The organism is Gordonia amicalis NBRC 100051 = JCM 11271 (genome assembly GCF_000332995.1).
GTDB lineage: Bacteria > Actinomycetota > Actinomycetes > Mycobacteriales > Mycobacteriaceae > Gordonia > Gordonia amicalis.
Genome location: NZ_BANS01000063.1, coordinates 1 through 19405, shown reverse-complemented (window position 1 = coordinate 19405; position 19405 = coordinate 1). Strand labels below are relative to the sequence as shown.

Below are 19405 nucleotides of genomic sequence, written 5' to 3'. Positions count from 1 at the left end.
TCGAGGATGAGGCATACTGGCCGATGTGCGATTCCTGATGCCGATGCAGCGCTACCTGCGCGAGGCGCCGTCGATCCTGAAGCAGGGCCTCTCCGCCTGGTCGGTGCGGCACATGGTGGTGGCGGTGATCGCCGGCGCGGTGATCGGCGTGGTCATCGCCCTCGCCACAGCGCTCATCCCCAACCCCGTCTTCGTCCGGTCGATCGGTCCCGAGTGGTGGAACGCGCCGGTGCTCGTTCTCAGCGCGGTCCTCGGTGGACTGCTGGTGGCCAGTTACGTTCGCAGCCCAGGAACGGCGACCGACGCGGACCGTCCCGGGCGTCTCGGGATGGCCGGTGGCTTCTTGACCTGGTTCGCCGTGGGCTGTCCGGTCTGCAACAAACTCGTCGTGCTGACGTTGGGCTCCTCGGGGGCGATGACCTGGTTCGCGCCCATGCAACCCGTGATGGCGGTCGCGGCAGTGGGATTGTCGGCGGTGGCGCTGACCGAGCGACTCCGTGCGCAACAGAAGGGGTGCCGGATCAGGTTCGACGCTCCTGGGTCCGACCCGGTTGCGGCCGTGCCGCGATGAGCACGAAACGCTCCGGTGCCGCCGACCGTCCGGCGCCCGAACCCGCGCGTCTGGGTGCGCTCGAACAGCAGGTCATGAACATCCTCTGGGCCGATGGCCCGCAATCCATTCGCGAGATCATCGAGAAGCTGCCCGGTGAGCCCGCGTACACCACGATCGCGACGGTGCTGCGTAATCTCGAGCGCAAGCGGATGACCTCCGCCAGCCGTCGGCGCGGATCGGTGCGCCACCGGGCGGTGCACGACCGCGACCAGTACGCGGCTCAGCTGATGCAGCATGCGCTGACCACCAGCGGAGACCGCGCGTCGTCGATGCTGCACTTCGTCGAGGCGCTCTCGCCGACCGACATCGAGGTGCTGCGCAGATACGTCACCGAACATGCCGACGACCCCCCGGAGCAGAGCTGATGCTGGTCACCGTGGCGGTGGTGGTGGCCGCGTTCGTCGCTGCAGGTTGGCTGGGTCCGCGCGCTCTACGTCGCGCCGCGCCCGCGTTGTCCCGGGCGCCGCGTGTGGCAACCGGCCTGCTGATGGCCTGCGCCGCGCTGTGGGCCGGCGCGTTACTCGCGATCGGACCGATGTTCGCCTGGGTGCTCCGCGGCCCCCAGATCCTGCCGTCCGGAGCGGCCGAGGTGTGCCAGCGCTGCCTTGCCAGCGCGAGCCCGTGGTCGACCGGCACCGTCGAGACGGCGCTACCGACCGTCTTGTTTCTCCTCGCACCGGTGGTCATCGTTCTCACCGCAAGCTGGGTGGGCGCCCGGTATGTGTACCGCTCGACCATGAGCACGCGCGCCACCGCAGCCGCTTTCGCCGCCGTGACCACCCCCGGGGAGATCGCCGGCCATCGCGTCCGGGTCCTCGACGACGCCACGCCCGTCGTGTTCGCGCTACCCCGTCGCCGTGGCGGGATCATCATCTCTCGCGGTGCCGTCCAGCTCCTCGACGGCGTGGAGCTGAGGGCGGTGCTGGAACACGAAAGCGCCCATCTGCGCCAGCGACATCACCTGATCGCACTCGTCGTCGGCGCACTCGGTGCCCCACTGCGATGGTCGCCGTTGCTCGACTCGATCGTCGAGGCGGTGCCCCACTATCTCGAGATCGCGGCCGACAACGCGGCCCGCCACGCCGTCAGCACCCCGGCGCTCGCCACTGCGCTCCTGAAACTCGGCGGGCACCGCACCCACGTCCCGGGTGCACTGCACGCCGGTGGACCCGACCGGATCGGACAGCTCGTGGCGGTCGCCGACGGATCACGTCGGGGCGCGGTCCCTACTGCGGCGATCGTCGCGTTCATGGTGTTCTCGGCACTGGTCACCGCAAGCATCTACGCCTCCTACCTGATGGCCGCCAACGCCTGCATCCGGTGAGCCACCTGCGTGCGGGCCGTCGTCGGTCAGGCCTCCTCAGCCGCGACTGATCGTGCGGACGGATGTTCGTCGTCGAGGCCCGTTGCGTCGGGCCGACCGACCACGCGCGCCCTACTCGATCGACGCCACCACCAGGTGAGCACCACCGTGGCCAGCACCGCGATCGCGATGATGTCGACGATCGGTGTGGCCAGCATGCCCGCCGCGTTCTGTAGCCAGCCCTGGGCGTCGATCCCGATCGGCTCCGGGGCCCCGACGAACCCATTGGTGAGCCAGAACACGACGCCGACGGCGATCAGCAGGCCACCGGCGATCAGGTGGGTGGTGTGCAACCGCAGACGTCCGAGCGACACCTCGCGTCCACGAAGTCGTGCGCGCCCCGCCTCCCCGATTCGTGTCCACAGCACGGCGAGGATCAACAGCGGCACCACCATCCCCAGTGCGTACACCGCGAGCAGCAGTGCGGCCCCGCCGATTCCGCGGGACGCGGCCATCGTGATCACGGCACCGAGGATCGGTCCGGTGCAGAACCCGGTGACCCCGCTGACCGCACCGAGCAACAACGTCTTCACCAGCCCGGTGCGTGCCATCGACTGCTGCTGTACCCGGGACATACCCGGAACCAACCGGCCCAGGTCGAAGCCTCGACCGAAGAGCTGCAGCACACCCAGCATCACGATGAGAAGTGCGGCGACGGCGATGATCGTCGATCGGTGCTCGGTGAGTCTCGACGCCAGCGCTCCGACACCCATCCCCACCGGCAACAGTGTGATCAGGAGTCCGGCGTAGAAGATCGCGGCATGCACGACCAGTCGCCCGCGCGCGCCCACCGAGGATGCGAAGAACGCCGGGAGCAGCAGTGCGCCACAGGGGCTCAGCAATGCGAGCACGCCGCCGGCGAAGGCGGCGATCAAGCCCACATCCACGCTAGTTGCCTTCCGCGGTGGTCAGTTCGTCGAGCGCGTCGACGAACACCTGGGTCGGCTGGGCACCCGCGATGGGCTGTCCGCCGAGAATGAACGACGGGGTCGAGTAGGCGCCGGCGGCGGCCCCCAGTTCTTCGTTCTCCGCGATTGCCTTCCGGGTCGCCGCAGACTCCATGTCCGACCGGAAGCGGTCGACGTCGAGTCCCAGCTCCGCCGACGTCGCGATCAAGCCCTCCGTGGACAGCCCGTCACCCTTCCGCGGCCGACCCTCCGGATACAAGGCGTGGTGATAGTCGAGGAAACGCCCTTGCAGCGCAGCCGCATACGCGGCCCGGGCGGCCCGTGTGGACGCCTCGCCGAAGACGTTGACGTCACGGAACTCGATGCGCAGCTCTCCTGCCTCGGCACGCTCGATCATCGTGGGCAGCGTGTCGTGCGACCACTTGGCGCAGAACGGACACTGGTAGTCGGTGAACACGATCAAGGTGACCGGAGCATCCACCCGACCCAACGCCAGCGGATCCTGTGGGTCGCGTCGTTCGAGGCCGATGTCGTAGAGGTAGTCACCGGTGCTGTCGGTACCGGCCCGCGCAGGAGGTTGCGGGTCGTCGGAGTCTATGACCACCACAAAGGCGATCAGGGCGATGGCTGTTGCGACGATGACGCCCGCCACCAGCCAGAACGTCACGGGTGAACGCTTCTCGGTCAACAATGCCTCCGCTTCGAGTCGATTACTAAGCCAGATAGTAATCGACTATGGAACTTAGTTGATTGTCGGGCATAGTGGGCACGTGAGTTCTTCTGGCGATTCGACCCGAACCCCGGGCCCCGACGGTGGGCGACCACGACGACGCACGACCCGACGCTCGCGATGGGCCGTGGCGCTGGGTGCCGTGCTCGTGGCAACGCTGGTCACCGCGGCGCTGACGCGACCCTGGGAGGAACCGTCGGCCCCTGAGGTCACCGCACCGGCGGCGACGATGATGATGAACACCAACCTGGGTCCGGCCGGGGATGTCCCCCGACGTACCGACGACGACCCGCTCGTCTTCGGGGCCGCCGACGCTCCCGTCACCATGGTGGTCTTCGAGGACTTCCGCTGCGAGTACTGCATCGTGTTCACCCGGGAGATCCAGCCGGCACTGGTCGACCGCTACGTCGATACCGGGATACTCCGCGTCGAGTGGCGCGACGCCCCGATGGCGGGGCCGCAATCCTGGCTCGCGGCGCGTGCCGGCCGAGCGGCCGCCGCTCAGGACCGGTTCTGGGAATTCGTACGGGTGGTGATGGAGGGCGCCCCGGCAGACCGGCAACCCGAATTCACCGAAGAGTCACTCACGGCGTTCGCCCGGCGAGCGGGGGTCACCGATCTCGAACGGTTCGGAAGCGATATGCGCGGTGGCACTTTCGACCTCGACATCGAGTCCGACCTCCGCCTCGCGAAGAGTCTGTTCATACCCCCGACGCCGGCGTTCTGGATCAACGGCACCCCGCTGCTGGCGGGAATGCCGTTGCCGGTCTTCATCGATGTCATCGAAGGTGTTCGGCCCGCACGATAGGCAGTCCCAGCCGGGGTGAGGTGCCTAGCCCATGGGCGGTCGGGTCAGCGGAGTGGACACCTACCATCGCCCACATGTAGAAATCCCCAGGCCATATCGACCTGGGGATTCTCTGTGCGCCCGTAGGGATTCGAACCCCAAACCTTCTGATCCGTAGTCAGATGCTCTATCCGTTGAGCTACGGGCGCGTGTTATTCAGTTGTACCGCCGTCGGCCGACTGCGGTGGCGGAGGCGAGAGGATTTGAACCTCCGGTCCCGTTTTAGCGAGACAACTCATTAGCAGTGAGTCCCATTCGGCCGCTCTGGCACGCCTCCTTGGCGGAGTCCTTTCGAACTGCCGGACGAAAGGTTACACACCCTTCGCGTCCACAAGCAAACCGTTTGGTCAGAGCCGGTTTTTGCCCGTTCCGCGGTGCGGCCTACATTGGTCTGGTGAGCCTGCGAATCCGACCCGATCTCGACGACCTTCCTGTGTACGTACCGGGCAAGACGTTTCCCGGGTCCGTCAAGCTCGCGAGCAACGAGGTCCCCGAGGGTCCTCTGCCCAGCGTCATCGAGGCCATCGCCGCGGCGGTGGCGGGAGTCAACCGCTATCCCGACAACGGGATCGTCGAACTCACCGCCGCGCTGTCCAAGAAGCTGGGCGTCACCGAGGACGAGGTCCGGGTGGGCTGCGGATCGGTCATCCTCTGCCAGAACCTGATCCTCATCACCAGCGGACCCGGCGACGAGGTGGTGTTCGGGTGGCGCTCGTTCGAGACATATCCCCTCGCCACTCGCGTCGCGGGTGCGACGCCGGTTCAGGTGCCGCTCACCGACGACCTGACCTACGACCTCGAGGCGATGGCCGCAGCTGTCACCGAACGCACCCGCCTCATCTTCGTGTGCAACCCCAACAACCCCACCGGCACGGTCGTCGGGGAGGCCGACCTCCGCACGTTCCTGCAGAACGTGCCGTCGGATGTCCTCGTCGTGCTCGACGAGGCGTACTTCGAGTACCTGCGCCTGCCGGAGAACCAGGCCTACGACGCACTCGAACTCCGTCGGGAGTTCCCCAACCTGGTGATCCTGCGCACCTTCTCCAAGGCGTACGGCCTCGCCGGCCTCCGCATCGGTTACGCGATCGCCGACCCCGAGGTCATCACCGCGCTGGGAAAGGTCCACGTGCCGTTCTCGGTGAACAGCCTCGCCCAGACCGCCGCGATCGCGAGCCTCGAGGCCGGGGACGAACTCCTCGCCCGCACCGACGCCGTGGTCGCCGAACGTGCTCGCGTCACCGAACGTCTGCGTGCCGCCGGCTACCGGGTACCCGACTCACAGGCCAACTTCGTCTGGCTCGATCTGGGTGCCGCGGCGATGGACTTCGCGCGTGCCGGCGTCGACGCCGGTGTGGTGGTCCGACCGTTCGACGGTGACGGCGTTCGGGTGACGGTCACCAACGCCGAGGAGGACGACGTCTTCCTGCGGTTCGCCGAGAACTGGGACGGCCCGCGGGCCTAGAGACCGCGTGCGATCGTCGGCCACGCCACGGCCAGGTCGCGTTCCCAGTAACCCCAGGTGTGGGTGCCGATGAGGCGGAAGCCGTCGGTGTACGGGATGCCCGCGGCGCGCAGGGTCACCGCGAACTCCAGCGAACAACGGTAGGCGCCGAGCTCGAGAGCCGACGACGACGCCGTCACGACGTCGCGAGACCCTTCTTCGGGTTCGATCCGGCGCTGCAGGTCGAGCGGACCGACCGCACCGGAACCCGCGGCGATGAAGATGTTCTTCCCGCGGAGTTTGTCCAGATGGTGGTTCGGATCGTGCGCACGCCACCCGGCGGAGCCGAAGGGCCCCCACATGTTGGTCGCGTCGCCGCCGTCCCGGCCGACCGTCGAGCGCACATACGCCTCGTTGAACGGGCCCGACACAGGCGGACAACCACTGAGGGATGCGACACCGGTGTACATCGCCGGGTTCCGCACGGTGAGCGCGAACGCTGCCTGCCCGCCCATGGACAGGCCGATGATCGCGTTACGCCCGTTGCCGTTGAACCTCTCGTCGACGAGCGGTGGCAGCTCCTTGGTCAGGAACGTCTCCCACATCGGTTTGCCGAGCTTCGCGTCCCGCTGCTTCCAGTCGGTGTAGAAGGTCCCCGATGCCCCGGCGGGGAGCACCACGTTGACGTTCTTGTCGGCGAAGAACCGGCCGGCACGTCCCTTGGTGATCCAGTCGCTGACGTCCTTGTAGTTACCGGCGCCGTCGAGCATGTACACCGTCGACCGCGGAGAGGTGGCACCCGCGGGAGTCAGCACGGACACGCGTATGCGGTCGTTCATGGCCGGCGAGAACACCCAGATGTCGGTGCGCAGGGCACTCATCTTCACGGCCTTGGCGATGCGGGCGACAGGTTTCGGTTCGACTGCCCGCGGTGCTGCATGGGCCACCACGGGGGTCAACGCAGCCGTCATCACCAGACTGGCAAGACCCGCGATCAAGCGCCTCGATCTCATGTCAAACTCCCTACCCGGCAAACCCCGACCGCACCGGAAGTCCTCGTTCGCCATGCATGTGCTCCGCGCCGACCGATCTGGACGCGTGGCGACATCTAGACTGTCAGACTACCTGCCGGTCGGCAGGTCGAGACGTCGCGAAAGTGGCCGATCCGATACCAACCACCACACAAACGGTGTCCCCGAGCGAAAGTCGACGATGCACAAACCTCCGAGCGGGCAGAACTCACCGAAAGACAAGCCCGACGACGGGGATCTGAACGACAACGGGTACGCGTTCGTCGCCGACATCCCGGTCCGGTGGTCGGACATGGACGCCTTCGGACACATCAATCACGCGCGCATGGTGACTCTCATGGAGGAGGCCCGCATCGCATGGCTTCTCAGCGCCGGCGAGGAGTACGCCCCTCTGATCACCAGCGCGATGATAGTCCACGTCGACATCCGATATCAGGCCCAACTCCGACACGACGACTCGCCGCTGCTAATCGGTATGTGGATCAAGAACTTTCGGTCGGTCGACTTCACCATCGGCTATGAGATCCGGGGCGCGACCGCCGACCCGGACAGCCGGCCGGCGTGCGTGGCGAGCACGCAGATGGCGGTCGTCGACGTCGAGAAACACACGCTTCGACGCCTCAGCTCCGAGGAGAAGGACTACCTCAAGGCCTGGTCACGACGGCTCGTAGCGGGCCGGTAGCTCCCGCGGCACGGCCGGGGATATCCGGGCGATGTTGCCCTGTAACACATCTCGGTAGATCCGAAGCTGCTCTTCGCCGCTGCGCACCTGTTCGGTGAGACGCTTGGCGTTGTCGACCGAGATCTCCCGATCACCCGACCGCGCGATCAGCGCGTCGATGCGGTCGTCCAGCGTCATCGCCTTGTTGTATTCGGCGAGCACCTGGAGTTCGTCGGCCGCCGACTCGACGACGTGGGCGACCTCGCCGAGCGCCTGCACACGATCGATGAGTTCGGTCCACACCGGCCGGAGCGTGGTCTCGCGCTGGTCGATCTGGGCCGCGAAGGTGCGATCGAAACCGCCGTTGCGTTTCGCGCGGTCGAGGTCGATGCGGACGGCTCGCAGGGCGATCACGTCGGCGGCGATCTCGGCGAGCTCGGCGTGCAGGTTGACCTGGGTGCGCTGCACCTCGAAGTGGTCGGAGCGCCATGCGGGGTTGCCGACGATGCGGTCGTAGTAGTGCCCCGCGATGAACAGGAGGGTCTCGTAGCCGTCGACGAAGTTCGCCGCCCGCGGGGCCCCGCCCGGCACGTCGCGTCCGGTCGCGAACAGCTGATCGGCCCACTGCCCGGCCTGCGGATTGCCCGACTTCGCGGCGACCTGCCCGACGACGCCGGCGATGCGGTCGATGGCCGCAGTACCCGCGCGCCGGACGTAGCCCGAGGAGTTGACGTTGGGTGTCGGCGTGCACAACAGCCCGGCGAAGAGCCGCTCGCGATCCTCGATCTCGAGATAGATGTTCTCGCGGCGCTCGCGGCGGATCGCCCGCGTCCCGGAGGCGAGGACGCCCTTGGCGGTCACGATGTACTTGCGCGCGTCGTCGCGGCGCCGTTGCAGCCCGTTCAACCGGTTCCTCAGCACCGCGCCGACGACGCTCGGCACGACCGGGCTGGACAACTGGTGTTCGAGCTGGAAGATCGCCCGCTGCAGGCGGCGCAGGTCGCCGAACCCGGCGGGGACCGTCGGCATCGGCCGGCCGGTGGAGATCCTCCGCACCACGATCGCGCGGCCCCCGGGTGTCAGGTAGCCCGCCGCCACCAGCAGTGCGGCGGTGTCGGACAGCTCGCGCCGCTCACCCGGCACCGACGACCGGTCGCACCACTCGCGGATCTGATCGCTCGTGCGCGCGGGCATCCGCCGGTGCCCTCTCGAGCCCTGCCCTTCCGGGCCCTTGTCGACCATGCCACTGCCGCCTTACTGGAAGAATCGGTCCGCGCCCCGTATCTGCAGACACCGGCTTCGATGCTACCCGCGGTCTCCGACACGCCTGGGTGACCATGATCTCCCCCGGAGGCCAACCGGTGGTCCGGGATGACACGATGTGCGCATGACCGATTCCGTCGCGGCCGGTACCGGACACTCTGCGAGCGAGCGGGTACGCGGCCAGATCTGGCGCAACGGCGAGGCCGTCGGTGCATTCGACCCCGACGGCTTCGACCTCGACGTGATCTCCGACTGCCTCGACTCCGGCGATCCCGACACCCTCATCTGGGCCGACCTGGAATGCCCCTCCCACGAGACGCTGTCGCGGGTCGCCGCAGAGATCGATCTGGATCCCTTCGCGGTCGAGGACACCGTCGCGGCGGCCGAACGGGTCAAGACGGTGGTGTACTCGGGCCACACGTTCGTGATGGTCTACGCGATCGCGCTGCACGACGGCGACGCCTCGTCCGACGCCGATGCAGAGCCGTCCGACGAGGTGTCGGAGAGGGTGTCGGGGACCGACTTCCGCGCGTCGATGAACGGTCACGCGCGAATGTTCGACCTGCACCGCATCTCGATCTTCGTCAAGCGGAACGCCCTGATCACCGTGCGCCCGACGCCGGGGTTCGACATGGACGAGGTGGTCCGGCGCTGGACGGAGAGCAGCGCGATGCAACACGGCATGGGCGCACTCGTCCACGGCCTGCTCGACGTCGTCGTCGACGGACATTTCGACGCGGTCCAGCGGCTCGACGACGAGATCGAGGACCTCGAGGCGCTGCTCTTCGACGAGCGCGTCCCGGGGCGGGAACTCCAGCGCCGCACCTACGATCTCCGCAAGGACCTCGTCGTGTTGCGGCGGGTGGTCCTACCGATGCGCGAGGTGATCGCCGGCATCCAGCGGCGTCGCTTCGAGAACAACGCCCCGCCCGAACTCGATCCGCACTTCTCGGATCTGTACGACCATGCCCTGCGCGCGTCGGAGTGGACCGAGTCGTTGCGGGACATGATCACGACCGTCTTCGAGACGAACCTGACGCTCGCCGACGCGCGGTTGAACACGGTGATGAAGAAGCTCACGGCATGGGCCGCGATCATCGCGGTACCGACCGCCATCACCGGCTTCTACGGACAGAATGTGCCATTCCCGGGATATCTCAACACATTCGGTTTCATCATGAGTATCTGTTTGATAGTTGTTGTCGTGCTGAGTCTCTACATCTCCTTCCGACGCCGCGATTGGTTGTGACACGACGGTGAACTCTCCTGCCATCACGATCGACGGACTGACCAAGCGCTTCGGTGCGGTCGCCGCGGTCGACGACCTGTCCTTCACGGTCGCGGCGGGACGCGTGACCGGTTTCCTCGGCCCGAACGGTTCGGGCAAGACGACCACCCTGCGGATGCTGCTGGGTCTCGTCGAACCGACGGCCGGACGCGCCCTCATCGGCGACCGCCCGTATCGGCAGATCCGCCGGCCCGCACAGGAAGTCGGGGCGGCGCTGGAGGCCTCGAGCTTCCACCCGGGCCGCACGGGACTGTGGCATCTGAAGGCTCTGGCCCCACAGGTAGGGGTGTCGACGGCGCGGTGCCGGGAGGTGCTGGACTTCGTCGGGCTCACCGAGGCCGCGGACCGCCGGGTCGGCGGCTATTCGATGGGTATGCGTCAGCGCCTCGGCCTGGCAACGGCATTGCTCGGTGATCCCCGGGTCATCATCCTCGACGAACCGGCGAACGGCCTCGATCCCCAGGGCATCGTCTGGCTACGCGGACTCTTCCGATCGCTGGCTCACGAAGGTCGGACGGTGCTCCTCTCGAGTCACGTTCTGGCAGAGGTGCGCAGCACCGTCGACGATGTGGTGGTCATCAGCAACGGTCGACTCGTCCGGGCGTCGACCCTCACCGAGTTCGAGGACCTCGCCGTCCACGCGGTCAGGGTCCGCACCCCGGGCCCCGCGTCGTTCGTGGCCCTAGCACGCGAGCGCGACTGGCGGATCGAGGACGCCCCCGGCGGCTTCCGCGTGCACGGTGTCGACACGGCGACCGTCGGCTCCGCCGCATTCGGCGCCGGTATCGAACTGCATGAACTCACCGACGCCGGCGCCGATCTCGAGACCGTGTTCCTGCACCTGACCGGTTCGCCCACACCGTCGATGGGAGCTGTGCGATGAAGGCGGCACTGGTCGCGGAGTACCGCAAGTTCGTCTCCACCCGGATGTGGTGGGTGCTGCTCATCGCCATGGTCGGCTATCTGGCGTTCATCGGTGCGGTCCTTGCCTTTTCGATGACCGCGGAGGACGCCATGAACCGTCCGGTGCTGCTGTCGGGCGGTGATCTCGCGCGGTCGATCTACGCGTTGACCTCTCCGATCGGCTACGTGTTCGCCCTGGTCATCGGCAGCCTGGCGGTGACCGGCGAGTTCCGCCACAAGACCATCACCGCCAGCCTCCTGGTCGAGCCACGGCGCGGAATCCTATTGTCGGCCAAGCTGATCGCGGGCATTCCGATCGGTGCACTGTACGGCATCCTCGGCACGCTCGCGGTCGTGGCGACCGTCGCCCCGATCCTCGCCATCCTCGGCGACGGCGCCTTCCTCGGCGACGGTTCGACCATCGAGGTCATCGCCCTGTCGATGCTGGTGATGGTGTTGTGGACGGCGATGGGCGTCGCCTTCGGCGCGGTGGTCTCCAATCAGGTGGCCGCGATCGTCATCCTGCTGGCATTCACCCAGCTCGTCGAGCCGATCGCCCGGATCGCCCTGGGCTCCTTCGACGTCACCACGTCGGTCTCGAAGTTCCTTCCCGGTTCGGCTGCCGATGCCCTGGTGGGTACGACCTTCTTCGCCAGCATGGGCGAGGGCGCCTCGGATCTCCTCCCCCAGTGGGCGGGGGCCGTGGTGATGCTGGTCTACATCGCGGCGTTCGCCGTCGTCGGCCGGCTCACGACCCTGCGACGCGACGTCGCCTAGGCGGCCAACCTCTTCGCCTGCCTCGCTCGTTGCGATCAGATCACAACACCTGTCCCTCCAGTCACATCTGCCCCATACTCGACAGGTCGACCGATCGCCGACGAGGGGATGCCGCATGCAACGACGCCGAACACTGACCGGGGCCGCGGGTGCGGTCGGAGCGTCCCTCGTCGCGCTTGCGCTCATCCCGGGTGTTCCGTCGGCGCTCGCCGACGACGACACCGCGCGCATCGTGTCGACGACGGCGTTCGACGGCCGCGAGCGACTCGAGGTCTGGTCGCCGTCGATGGGCCGCGAGATCACCGTCGACGTGCAACATCCGGCGGGTGACACCAAACGGCCCACGCTGTACATGCTCGACGGCGCCGAAGCCCACGACGAGGAGTCGGGCTGGTACGCGATGACGGATCTGCAGAAGCTGGCCGCCGGCGAGAAGCTGACGGTCGTGACGCCGGTCGGCGATCCGCACAGTTATTACACCGATTGGCGCACAGTCGATCCCGGTGTCGGCAAGAAGTACATGTACGAGACGTTCCTGACCGAGGAACTGCCCCCGCTGATAGACGATGAGTTCGACGGCAACGGGCGCAACGCCATCGCCGGGGCATCGATGGGCGGGGTCGCGGCACTGACCCTCGCGACCCGACGGCCCGCGCTGTACAGCGGAGTGGCGGGTTACAGCGACTGCGCCAACATCTCGAGCCCGCAGAACCAGCTGCTCACCCGGTGGGACGTGAGCCGCGGCGGCGGCGATGCGACCAACATGTGGGGCCCGTTCGGCGATCCGGAGTGGAGCGCGCACGATCCCTATGTGAACGCGGAGAAGCTCCGCGGCAAGACCATCTACATGTCGTCGGGCAACGGGGTCCCCGGCCGGTACAACAACCTGGTCGCCGACCCGATCGGCGAGACCGTCCAGGGCATCATCGGCGAGTTCGGCAGCTGGTCCTGCACCGGACAGATGAGCAACCGCCTGTCCCGGCTCGGCATCCCCTACACCACCAACCTGCGGCCCAGCGGAACCCACAAATGGGGGTACTGGAAGGACGAGCTGCACGTGTCCTGGCCGATCCTGATGCGCTCGGTCGGATTGCGCTGACATCCCGCCGGCCGAGTAGGTCCGAGGCGCCAGCCGAGGACCGTATCGAGGTCACGCCGGCCGCGGGATCGCAGCCGACACACTCTGTCCGATCCACGCCGGCACCTCTCGGGCGACCTCCGCCGGGGCGGTGATCTCGGCACGATCGGTGCTCAGCGCGTACCGCCAGTCGATGTCGCCGCGCCAGATCTCGGTGAGGGTTCTCAAATCGGTCGCGACGGTGGCGTCGACCTCGTAACCGGGATCGAAGTCACACACCTGCGCGTCGTCCCCCGAGACCACCAGATACCAGGTGCGCGCCTTGCCGATCACATCGCGAAACATGAACTGCACCACGGTTCGACGGCGCGGCCATTGATCGACCGGGACGGTCCGGCGCATGTCCCACATCAGCAGGTGCGGATCGAGATCGGCGTCTCCGAGATCGCCGACCCAGCGAATCCCCCACGCACTCAACGCCTCCACCACCGTGGTCAGTTCCTCACCCATGTCCGTTAGTGAGTACACCGAACGACCACCGACCTCGGACCGGCGGATGACTCCGGCCCGCTCCAGATTGCGCAGCCGCTTGGTGAGCAGCGCCGGCGACATCTTCGGGACGCCGCGTCGTAGTTCGTTGAAATGACGACTGCCCAGCAGCATTTCGCGAACGATCAGGATCGTCCAGCGCTCGTCGAGGAGCTCCATGGCCTTGGCGACCGGGCAGAACTGTCCATACGACGTCATCGCATCCTCCCTTGCGTCGATGAATCCAAGTACACACCCGCCGCACCACGATGACCAGTACAGAATGTGAACCGGAGTCGGTACAGATGTTGGCCTAGAGGGAAGTCGCCCCGACGGCGGAAGCTCGTGGTGTCCGGATACGAACATCGACACGACCACGACGAGGACACATCATGACCACGACCCAGCCCACGCCGTTCGACGCCGAGATCAAGGCGCGCCATCGCAAACTGTGGGCGGCGGGCGACTATCCCGCCGTCGCCGACCTGATCACCCCGCTCGGCAGGCGACTCGTCGACGCGCTGCACATCAAGTCCGGCGAGAAGGTCCTCGACGTCGCGGCCGGGGCCGGCAACGTCGCGGTGCCCGCGGCCCGGGCCGGTGGACACGTCGTCGCGACCGACCTCACGCCCGAGCTGCTGGAGACCGGCGAATCGCGACACGGCGATCTGGGCATCACCTGGCGCACCGCCGATGCCGAGGACCTCCCGTTCGACGACGACGACTTCGACATCGCGACGTCCTGCGTCGGCGTCATGTTCGCGCCGAATCACCAGAAGTGCGCCGACGAACTCGTCCGCGTTGTACGACCCGGCGGACGGATCGGTCTGATCAACTGGACGCCAACGGGTTTCATCGGTGAGCTGTTCGGCGTGATGAAGCCGTACGCACCACCGCCGCCGCCCGGAGCGCAGCCCGGCCCGCTGTGGGGCAGCACCGACCACGTGCGCTCCCTCTTCGGCGACCGAGTGACCGATCACCGGTTCACCACCACGACGGTGAAGATCGACGAGTTCTCCGACGGCGCCGCGTTCCGGGACTTCTTCAAGGCTTACTACGGCCCGACGATCGTGACCTACCGGAACATCGCCGACGACCCGACCCGCGTCGCCGAACTCGACACCGCCATCGCCGAGCTCGCCGACCGCTACTTCACCGACGGCCACATGGAGTGGGAGTACCTGCAGGCGGTGCTCACCGTCGTCTGACCCCGCCCTCGCAGAGTCACTCGGCGTATTCGACGACGAGCGGCGCGTGATCCGACAGCCGCAGTTCGGGCGCGGGTTCCTTGTCGACCTCGACCCGCTGCGCCCGACGCGCGAGTCCGGGTGTCGCGAGGTGGTGGTCGATCCGCCAGCCGACGTCCTTGACGAAGGACTCCCCCGCCCAGCTCCACCAGGTCAGCGGCCCCGGTCGGTCGCCGTGCAGCGCACGCACCACGTCGACGAGGCGGCGCGGACCGGTGATCTCACCGAACCACTCCCGCTCCTCGGGCAGGAAGCCCTCCATCTTGCGAGCGGCGCGCCAGTTGGTGACCGTCGTGTTCGAGATGGGCGACGTTGAGGTCACCGAGTAGCAGGAACTCCCGCCCGGCGCGTTGTGCCGCGAGCCGGTTGCGCTGCAGTTCGCGGGCGAACCCCGCCAGGAACCGTTGCTTGCGTGCATGTTTGGCGCCACCGTCGGGCTTCTCCCGCATCGAGCCGGGCCGCTGCAACTCCGCGGGCAGACCTCCCTTGGGTAGGTAGATGTTGGCGACGGTCAGCGGCCGGTCGGCCAGATCGACCTCGACGTACCGCCCCTCGTGTGCGAAAGCGTTCAGCCCGCGTGCCTTCGGCGGATGGGTCAGCCAGGTGCGCACCGCGGCAGGTGCCGTGCGCGTCAGGATCGCCACCCCGTTTCGTCCCGGGATCGTGCCGACGTCGATCGCTGCGGTGTAACCGGCGAACTCCCCGACGTCGTCGGCACCGCACCGCAGTTCCTGTAGGCCGGCCACGTCCGGGTTCCGCCGGATCAGCCAGTCGTCGAACCCGCGGCGCCGTGCCGCCCGAATCCCGTTGACGTTGAACGACGCAACGGTCAGGCCGGTGTCGCACACTCTCCCGCCCTCAGACATCGCGAACGTTCATCGGGGTCAGTGACGGCCGTTTGGGTTCACGGCCGTCGCCGAGGGAGACCCCGCGGAACTTGCGGATCAGCCATGGCGTGAAGAACTCCACCGCCCACCGGGTGTCACCGGCCAGGGCGGCCACCCGGTGCGGTGCCCGAGCGGGTGGCAGTGGGCTGCCCCAGTCTGCGGTGCTGTCGGGCAGACCGAGGGCGTGCGCGGCAGCGTCGGCGAACCGCTCATGTCCGAACGGCGAGGCGTGCAGGCGGTCCGACGACCACGACCGCGGATCGGTCAGCACCGGTGCAGCATGGAGGTCGACGAGGAGAAAGCCGTAGGTCGCGGCGAACCCGCGATTCATCTCGTTGAGCTCCAGCAGCCGGGCTTCCTTGCGGGCGGCGAACGGGATGGTGCGGACGATGTTCGGGAAGGTCGACACGATGACCGTGGCGCCTGAATCCGCGAGCCGGCGATAGATCGTGTCGAGGTCTTCGTGCACCTGGGTGAGGTCGGAGCGGCCGATCACGTCGTTCATGCCGAGCGGTGCGGCGATGAGGTCCGGTCGCAGGGCCAGCGCCGGCTCGAGTTGATCTTCGAGAACCTGCCGCGTGCGTTTCCCGCGGATGGCCAGGTTGGCGTACTGCAGATCCGGGTTGAACGCCGCCATCCGCTCGGCGAGGCGGTCGGCCCAGCCGCGGAACTCCCACTCCGGGTGAGGGTCTCCCAGACCCTCTGTCTGACTGTCACCGATGGCCACGAAACGCGAGTACTGCACGGCGAAGATGATAATCCGCCGCCCCATCGGCCCTCTTGGCGGAAGCGGAGGGATTTGAACCCTGCAGAAGCACCTGGCAGAAAACTTGATCTGGCCAACTACCTGCATAAATGGTGAACCCACGTCAGCGCCGATCAATCGGAATCACGCAAAGTTGTGGGTGAATTGTGGGTACCGGGCTCACTAGCAGTCCATCCTGTTCGAGCGCCAACTTGAGGTCGGAAGCAACGATCGGACTAGCCAAGAACGTCGATATCCTCGATATCAGCTCCGGCAGCGTGTGAACACCGACCCTCCGCCAAACTGAGTGGCTCCAGAGCCCTTGGATCCCATTTGAAGTCCCATTTCATGCCATTCGGGTCCCAGATTGTTGGGTTCGAGAGTCTATCTAGCCCCGCTGAGATCCCGATTGCCCCTCCGACGTTAAAGCGGATGTGTCGGTCATGTGGCATTGGACCACGCTGACCTGGTCTGCCGTTCATCCACACCCGATCTGGGACGAGCACAATGCGTAACGAGCTGATCCTGCGTTCGCTGGAACGAACCCACTTTCGCAGAATGCGATCGCCGATCGCATTGGCAGAAGATCCATCGCCCTTCCTACTGAAGAGCGTCACCGTCGCCTGATCGATGACTACATCATCGAGGTGCTCGAGCAGCCACACAACGTGATCGGGATTTCGGCGGTCGTCCCATAACCGCCCAAAAAGGTACCCATCTACGACCGAGACAGCTGACGAGCAGCGTGACAGCGGTTCAATCACGTCACGCCAGAACATCTCTCGTTGGCTTCCGGGTGACACTAAACCGACATCCATAAGGTCTCGGAACCTCGCTAGCCGGGGGCAAGACGGAAACGCGGCGGCAGCTGCTACCTCAAAGTCTGACCCCTCAACCGACATGGAACCCTTGTCTTCAGGAATTCCAAATCGTGCCAGCGAGGCATTGTCAACCACTGCTATGTCGGCAAACGCGCCCCAATCTCGAGCGAGCTCAGTCAATTCCATTGCGTTCGCGATCGGCGACAATGGTGGCCGACATGCAACTACGCGCTTTGGCGACTTAAGGAACCTAATCAGGAGCTCGCGCCACGCCCTGCTCACATCGGGCGGCAGACCACCCTCCATGAGTAGCCGGTTAAACTCCGAGACTTCATTCGGGGACCCAAAGACGATCGTTCCGTGCGCAGCAATCGCTCTCAGCACCCGATCATGGTTGTCCCTCGCCAGCCATCTCGGAAGGTTGTTTCCGAGATCGATGACTGCCTGGTTACCGATCGCCACTCTCGCGATCACAGCAGGCCGCCAATCAGATCATCCAGTCGCTCATCGAAGAAACCCGCGGGCCACTCGTCCATGAAGTCTCCGCGCTCGTCCAGACGAAGGGGCTTTACGTAGGCGACACCATCTTCATCTTGGTCGACATACAGCACCTTGACCTGCTCCGGCGAAACTACGCCTTCGCGAATTCGGCGTTGGACCCGCAACATCAGATGCTCACTGTGCGTTTCTACGATTAGCTGATTTCTGCGCCCCGCCAAACTCGTGGACTCAATGAACAAGTCTGCAAGCCTCGCTTGAAGCCTCGGATGTAGGTGCGTCTCAGGCTGCTCAACACAAATTAAGGACTCGGTCTTGGCCAATAGTTCGACGACGATAGGCAAGACCTGGCTAATTCCGAATCCGACATCTGCCGGCGTGACCGTGACCTTAGACCTGGAATCGGTGAGGGTGAGGGCAACGAGGTCACCTACCAAATCTGAAATCCCGGCCACTTGCACGGGGAGCACATCGAGCAGATACGGAACCTCGAGCGTCGTGAGCCACTGATTGACGTGCTCCGTAATTGCCGAATTGTCGAAGAGAAACAGCGCGACATCACGGCCATCACCAGGTACCGCACCCCCTCCTCGGTCGTAGAACCGCCGCGGTGCGGATCGAAGCGGGCCGAGATGCGTCAAGCTAGCGAGGATGGTCTGGGCCTCAACTCCAACTCCTGCTGCCAGGCGTGCCATACGGTCTGCATACGACTTCAGCACACTCGAGCTTCGTTCCGACGTTCGTGATGTATTCACATCGTCGACTATGCGGCCCGTCGGCAACAGGCCCTCGCCACGAAGTCTCAGCTCGTCGACGGCGGCTCGTCGGTGAATTGAGCGACCATGGTTTCGCCGCTGACGGGATCGGTTCGCCTCTTCACCCGGGTTGTCGCTTCTAGCCTGGCGCGTATCGAATGGGTACAGGAGCGTTCCGAGGGCAAGCTCTTCAAAGACGTCCCGTACTTCAGCGAACCTAAGAGCGAACTCTTCGCGGTCTGAGAAGGGAGTCAACGTGACGTCGTGCTGACCGAACTTAGTTCGCATCAGCCGAAGCTCGCCTCGTTGGCCTGGTCCAGCGGCAAAGCGAAATTCGATTTCACGGGGCAGCGACGGGTCCGGCGTTCCGGCGCTAGGCAGTTCCCACATCGGGGCACTGAATCCGAACCCGAGACAAACCTCGTCTGATGCGTGCTTGTGAGCAGCGCCGGCAATGCTGCCCACGTTCGCGTCAGGACCCTGGGTAACTAAACCTCGACTCTGCAGTGATTGGCGAAGAAGGAGAAGCGATTGAACAATGGTCGACTTGCCAGCCGAGTTCGCGCCGAACACGAGTGTCAGTGGCGCTAGCGGCACAGTCACCTTTGGCCCGAAAGACTTGAATCCACCCAAAGTCAGATGTGACATGAGATGCCCGGGGGGATCAGGACAGATATCATCCTCGATCGGAGGGGCCTCCAGCACTGCCTGCGGATCAATCCCACTCGCAGGGTCGATCACCTCAACCGGAACAGCCATTGCAATGTGCGCTTCAGTCTGCACCAACCGTTCAGAGCGCCACGATTGGACAATGTTCACGATCTTGTCGATAGCTTCTTCACGGAAGGACTGCCTGGCGCCTCTACCGCCGTCAGCGAACGCGGCACCGTTCACTACAAGAACGGCCTCGCGCAGGACCGCACTTCTCCCCCGTAAAAGCCAGAGATTCGTCGCTATACCTACGTTCGGAAATGCGAATGCGGGAATCGAAACGACTGCCTCGACTACACCGATCGACGAG

Annotated in this window: 18 protein-coding genes, 2 tRNA genes and 1 pseudogene; 11 read left to right on the top strand and 10 right to left on the bottom strand. The window is 65.9% G+C overall.

Annotated elements, in window-relative coordinates; genetic code table 11:
• The first annotated feature begins 25 nt into the window (after nucleotides 1-25).
• Genes GOAMI_RS21625 through GOAMI_RS21615 form a run of 3 tightly spaced genes read left to right on the top strand, consistent with a single transcriptional unit; the run spans nucleotide 26 to nucleotide 1937 of the window.
• Nucleotides 26-571 (top strand): hypothetical protein, encoded by a 546-nt coding sequence (locus tag GOAMI_RS21625; protein ID WP_006438762.1) that lies wholly within the window; start codon nucleotides 26-28, stop codon nucleotides 569-571.
• Nucleotides 568-978 carry a BlaI/MecI/CopY family transcriptional regulator gene (locus GOAMI_RS21620; RefSeq protein ID WP_006438761.1) on the top strand — a complete coding sequence of 137 codons (411 nt, stop codon included), beginning with the start codon at nucleotides 568-570 and terminating at the stop codon, nucleotides 976-978. Before GOAMI_RS21625 ends, GOAMI_RS21620 begins: the two co-directional genes overlap by 4 nt.
• Nucleotides 978-1937, top strand: a complete 960-nt coding sequence (locus tag GOAMI_RS21615) for a M56 family metallopeptidase (protein ID WP_006438760.1) — start codon at nucleotides 978-980, stop codon at nucleotides 1935-1937. Before GOAMI_RS21620 ends, GOAMI_RS21615 begins: the two co-directional genes overlap by 1 nt.
• A gap of 26 nt (nucleotides 1938-1963) precedes the next feature.
• Here the strand turns inward: GOAMI_RS21615 and GOAMI_RS21610 are convergent, their stop codons facing one another.
• Both GOAMI_RS21610 and GOAMI_RS21605 read right to left on the bottom strand, forming a co-directional pair.
• Entirely contained in the window at nucleotides 1964-2863 is a 900-nt protein-coding gene (locus GOAMI_RS21610) for a cytochrome c biogenesis CcdA family protein (protein WP_006438759.1), read from the bottom strand.
• Nucleotide 2864: 1 nt separating this feature from the next.
• Nucleotides 2865-3551, bottom strand: a complete 687-nt coding sequence (locus tag GOAMI_RS21605) for a DsbA family protein (RefSeq protein ID WP_006438758.1) — start codon at nucleotides 3549-3551, stop codon at nucleotides 2865-2867.
• Nucleotides 3552-3654: 103 nt separating this feature from the next.
• On the opposite strand from GOAMI_RS21605, the gene GOAMI_RS21600 reads away from it, so the two are divergent.
• A complete protein-coding gene (locus GOAMI_RS21600) occupies nucleotides 3655-4422 on the top strand; it encodes a DsbA family protein (RefSeq protein ID WP_081598287.1) in 768 nt (255 codons plus the stop codon).
• 115 nt (nucleotides 4423-4537) lie between these two features.
• Here GOAMI_RS21600 and GOAMI_RS21595 read toward each other — a convergent pair.
• Nucleotides 4538-4610 (bottom strand) — tRNA-Arg (locus tag GOAMI_RS21595).
• Nucleotides 4611-4646: 36 nt separating this feature from the next.
• Nucleotides 4647-4738, bottom strand: a tRNA-Ser gene (locus GOAMI_RS21590).
• A gap of 117 nt (nucleotides 4739-4855) precedes the next feature.
• On the opposite strand from GOAMI_RS21590, the gene hisC reads away from it, so the two are divergent.
• The gene (gene hisC / locus GOAMI_RS21585) at nucleotides 4856-5923 is read left to right on the top strand and encodes a histidinol-phosphate transaminase (protein ID WP_024498767.1); all 1068 of its coding nucleotides are present in this window, start codon (nucleotides 4856-4858) and stop codon (nucleotides 5921-5923) included.
• On the opposite strand, the gene GOAMI_RS21580 is transcribed toward hisC, so the two are convergent.
• Complete coding sequence (locus tag GOAMI_RS21580) at nucleotides 5920-6915, bottom strand: alpha/beta hydrolase (protein ID WP_035760424.1); 996 nt, start codon at nucleotides 6913-6915, stop codon at nucleotides 5920-5922. The genes hisC and GOAMI_RS21580 overlap by 4 nt on opposite strands.
• A gap of 199 nt (nucleotides 6916-7114) precedes the next feature.
• On the opposite strand from GOAMI_RS21580, the gene GOAMI_RS21575 reads away from it, so the two are divergent.
• Entirely contained in the window at nucleotides 7115-7615 is a 501-nt protein-coding gene (locus GOAMI_RS21575; RefSeq protein ID WP_006438754.1) for an acyl-CoA thioesterase, read from the top strand.
• On the opposite strand, the gene GOAMI_RS21570 is transcribed toward GOAMI_RS21575, so the two are convergent.
• Nucleotides 7589-8836 (bottom strand): hypothetical protein, encoded by a 1248-nt coding sequence (locus GOAMI_RS21570; RefSeq protein WP_006438753.1) that lies wholly within the window; start codon nucleotides 8834-8836, stop codon nucleotides 7589-7591. The two genes, GOAMI_RS21575 and GOAMI_RS21570, sit on opposite strands and share 27 nt — an antisense overlap.
• A gap of 145 nt (nucleotides 8837-8981) precedes the next feature.
• On the opposite strand from GOAMI_RS21570, the gene GOAMI_RS21565 reads away from it, so the two are divergent.
• The 4 genes from GOAMI_RS21565 to GOAMI_RS21550 all read left to right on the top strand — a co-directional run bounded on the left by GOAMI_RS21565 (nucleotide 8982) and on the right by GOAMI_RS21550 (nucleotide 12924).
• Nucleotides 8982-10106, top strand: coding sequence for a magnesium transporter CorA family protein (locus GOAMI_RS21565; RefSeq protein ID WP_024498769.1), 1125 nt, complete (start codon nucleotides 8982-8984; stop codon nucleotides 10104-10106).
• A gap of 7 nt (nucleotides 10107-10113) precedes the next feature.
• Nucleotides 10114-11028 (top strand): ABC transporter ATP-binding protein, encoded by a 915-nt coding sequence (locus GOAMI_RS21560; protein ID WP_006438751.1) that lies wholly within the window; start codon nucleotides 10114-10116, stop codon nucleotides 11026-11028.
• On the top strand, nucleotides 11025-11825 hold the full coding sequence (locus GOAMI_RS21555; protein WP_006438750.1) for an ABC transporter permease subunit: 801 nt from the start codon (nucleotides 11025-11027) through the stop codon (nucleotides 11823-11825). The genes GOAMI_RS21560 and GOAMI_RS21555 overlap by 4 nt, the downstream gene beginning before the upstream one ends.
• Nucleotides 11826-11940: 115 nt before the next feature.
• Nucleotides 11941-12924, top strand: coding sequence for an alpha/beta hydrolase (locus GOAMI_RS21550; protein ID WP_006438749.1), 984 nt, complete (start codon nucleotides 11941-11943; stop codon nucleotides 12922-12924).
• A 51-nt stretch (nucleotides 12925-12975) separates the two neighbouring features.
• Here GOAMI_RS21550 and GOAMI_RS21545 read toward each other — a convergent pair whose 3' ends face one another.
• A complete protein-coding gene (locus tag GOAMI_RS21545; protein ID WP_006438748.1) occupies nucleotides 12976-13650 on the bottom strand; it encodes a winged helix-turn-helix transcriptional regulator in 675 nt (224 codons plus the stop codon).
• 173 nt (nucleotides 13651-13823) lie between these two features.
• Between GOAMI_RS21545 and GOAMI_RS21540 the strand changes: the two genes are divergently transcribed.
• Nucleotides 13824-14639, top strand: coding sequence for a class I SAM-dependent methyltransferase (locus GOAMI_RS21540; RefSeq protein WP_006438747.1), 816 nt, complete (start codon nucleotides 13824-13826; stop codon nucleotides 14637-14639).
• 16 nt (nucleotides 14640-14655) lie between these two features.
• On the opposite strand, the pseudogene GOAMI_RS21535 reads toward GOAMI_RS21540, so the two are convergent.
• From GOAMI_RS21535 to GOAMI_RS22800, 3 genes and pseudogenes are all read right to left on the bottom strand, one after another.
• Nucleotides 14656-15544: pseudogene (locus tag GOAMI_RS21535) on the bottom strand (exodeoxyribonuclease III).
• The gene (locus tag GOAMI_RS21530; RefSeq protein WP_006438744.1) at nucleotides 15537-16337 is read right to left on the bottom strand and encodes an SGNH/GDSL hydrolase family protein; all 801 of its coding nucleotides are present in this window, start codon (nucleotides 16335-16337) and stop codon (nucleotides 15537-15539) included. The pseudogene GOAMI_RS21535 and the gene GOAMI_RS21530 overlap by 8 nt, the downstream one beginning before the upstream one ends.
• 1264 nt (nucleotides 16338-17601) lie before the next feature.
• On the bottom strand, nucleotides 17602-19405 hold a 1804-nt coding region (locus GOAMI_RS22800; protein ID WP_157228362.1), incomplete at its 5' end, for a DUF3696 domain-containing protein.

Excerpts from the sequence above, each read along its gene's own strand:
- GOAMI_RS21550 (WP_006438749.1), top strand. The coding sequence starts at position 11,941 with ATGCAACGACGCCGAACACTGACCGGGGCCGCGGGTGCGGTCGGAGCG.
- GOAMI_RS21530 (WP_006438744.1), bottom strand. The coding sequence starts at position 16,337 with ATGGGGCGGCGGATTATCATCTTCGCCGTGCAGTACTCGCGTTTCGTG.
- GOAMI_RS21620 (WP_006438761.1), top strand. The coding sequence starts at position 568 with ATGAGCACGAAACGCTCCGGTGCCGCCGACCGTCCGGCGCCCGAACCC.
- GOAMI_RS21570 (WP_006438753.1), bottom strand. The coding sequence starts at position 8,836 with ATGGTCGACAAGGGCCCGGAAGGGCAGGGCTCGAGAGGGCACCGGCGG.
- GOAMI_RS21545 (WP_006438748.1), bottom strand. The coding sequence starts at position 13,650 with ATGACGTCGTATGGACAGTTCTGCCCGGTCGCCAAGGCCATGGAGCTC.
- GOAMI_RS21615 (WP_006438760.1), top strand. The coding sequence starts at position 978 with ATGCTGGTCACCGTGGCGGTGGTGGTGGCCGCGTTCGTCGCTGCAGGT.
- GOAMI_RS21580 (WP_035760424.1), bottom strand. The coding sequence starts at position 6,915 with ATGAGATCGAGGCGCTTGATCGCGGGTCTTGCCAGTCTGGTGATGACG.
- GOAMI_RS21555 (WP_006438750.1), top strand. The coding sequence starts at position 11,025 with ATGAAGGCGGCACTGGTCGCGGAGTACCGCAAGTTCGTCTCCACCCGG.
- GOAMI_RS21565 (WP_024498769.1), top strand. The coding sequence starts at position 8,982 with ATGACCGATTCCGTCGCGGCCGGTACCGGACACTCTGCGAGCGAGCGG.
- GOAMI_RS21540 (WP_006438747.1), top strand. The coding sequence starts at position 13,824 with ATGACCACGACCCAGCCCACGCCGTTCGACGCCGAGATCAAGGCGCGC.
- GOAMI_RS21575 (WP_006438754.1), top strand. The coding sequence starts at position 7,115 with ATGCACAAACCTCCGAGCGGGCAGAACTCACCGAAAGACAAGCCCGAC.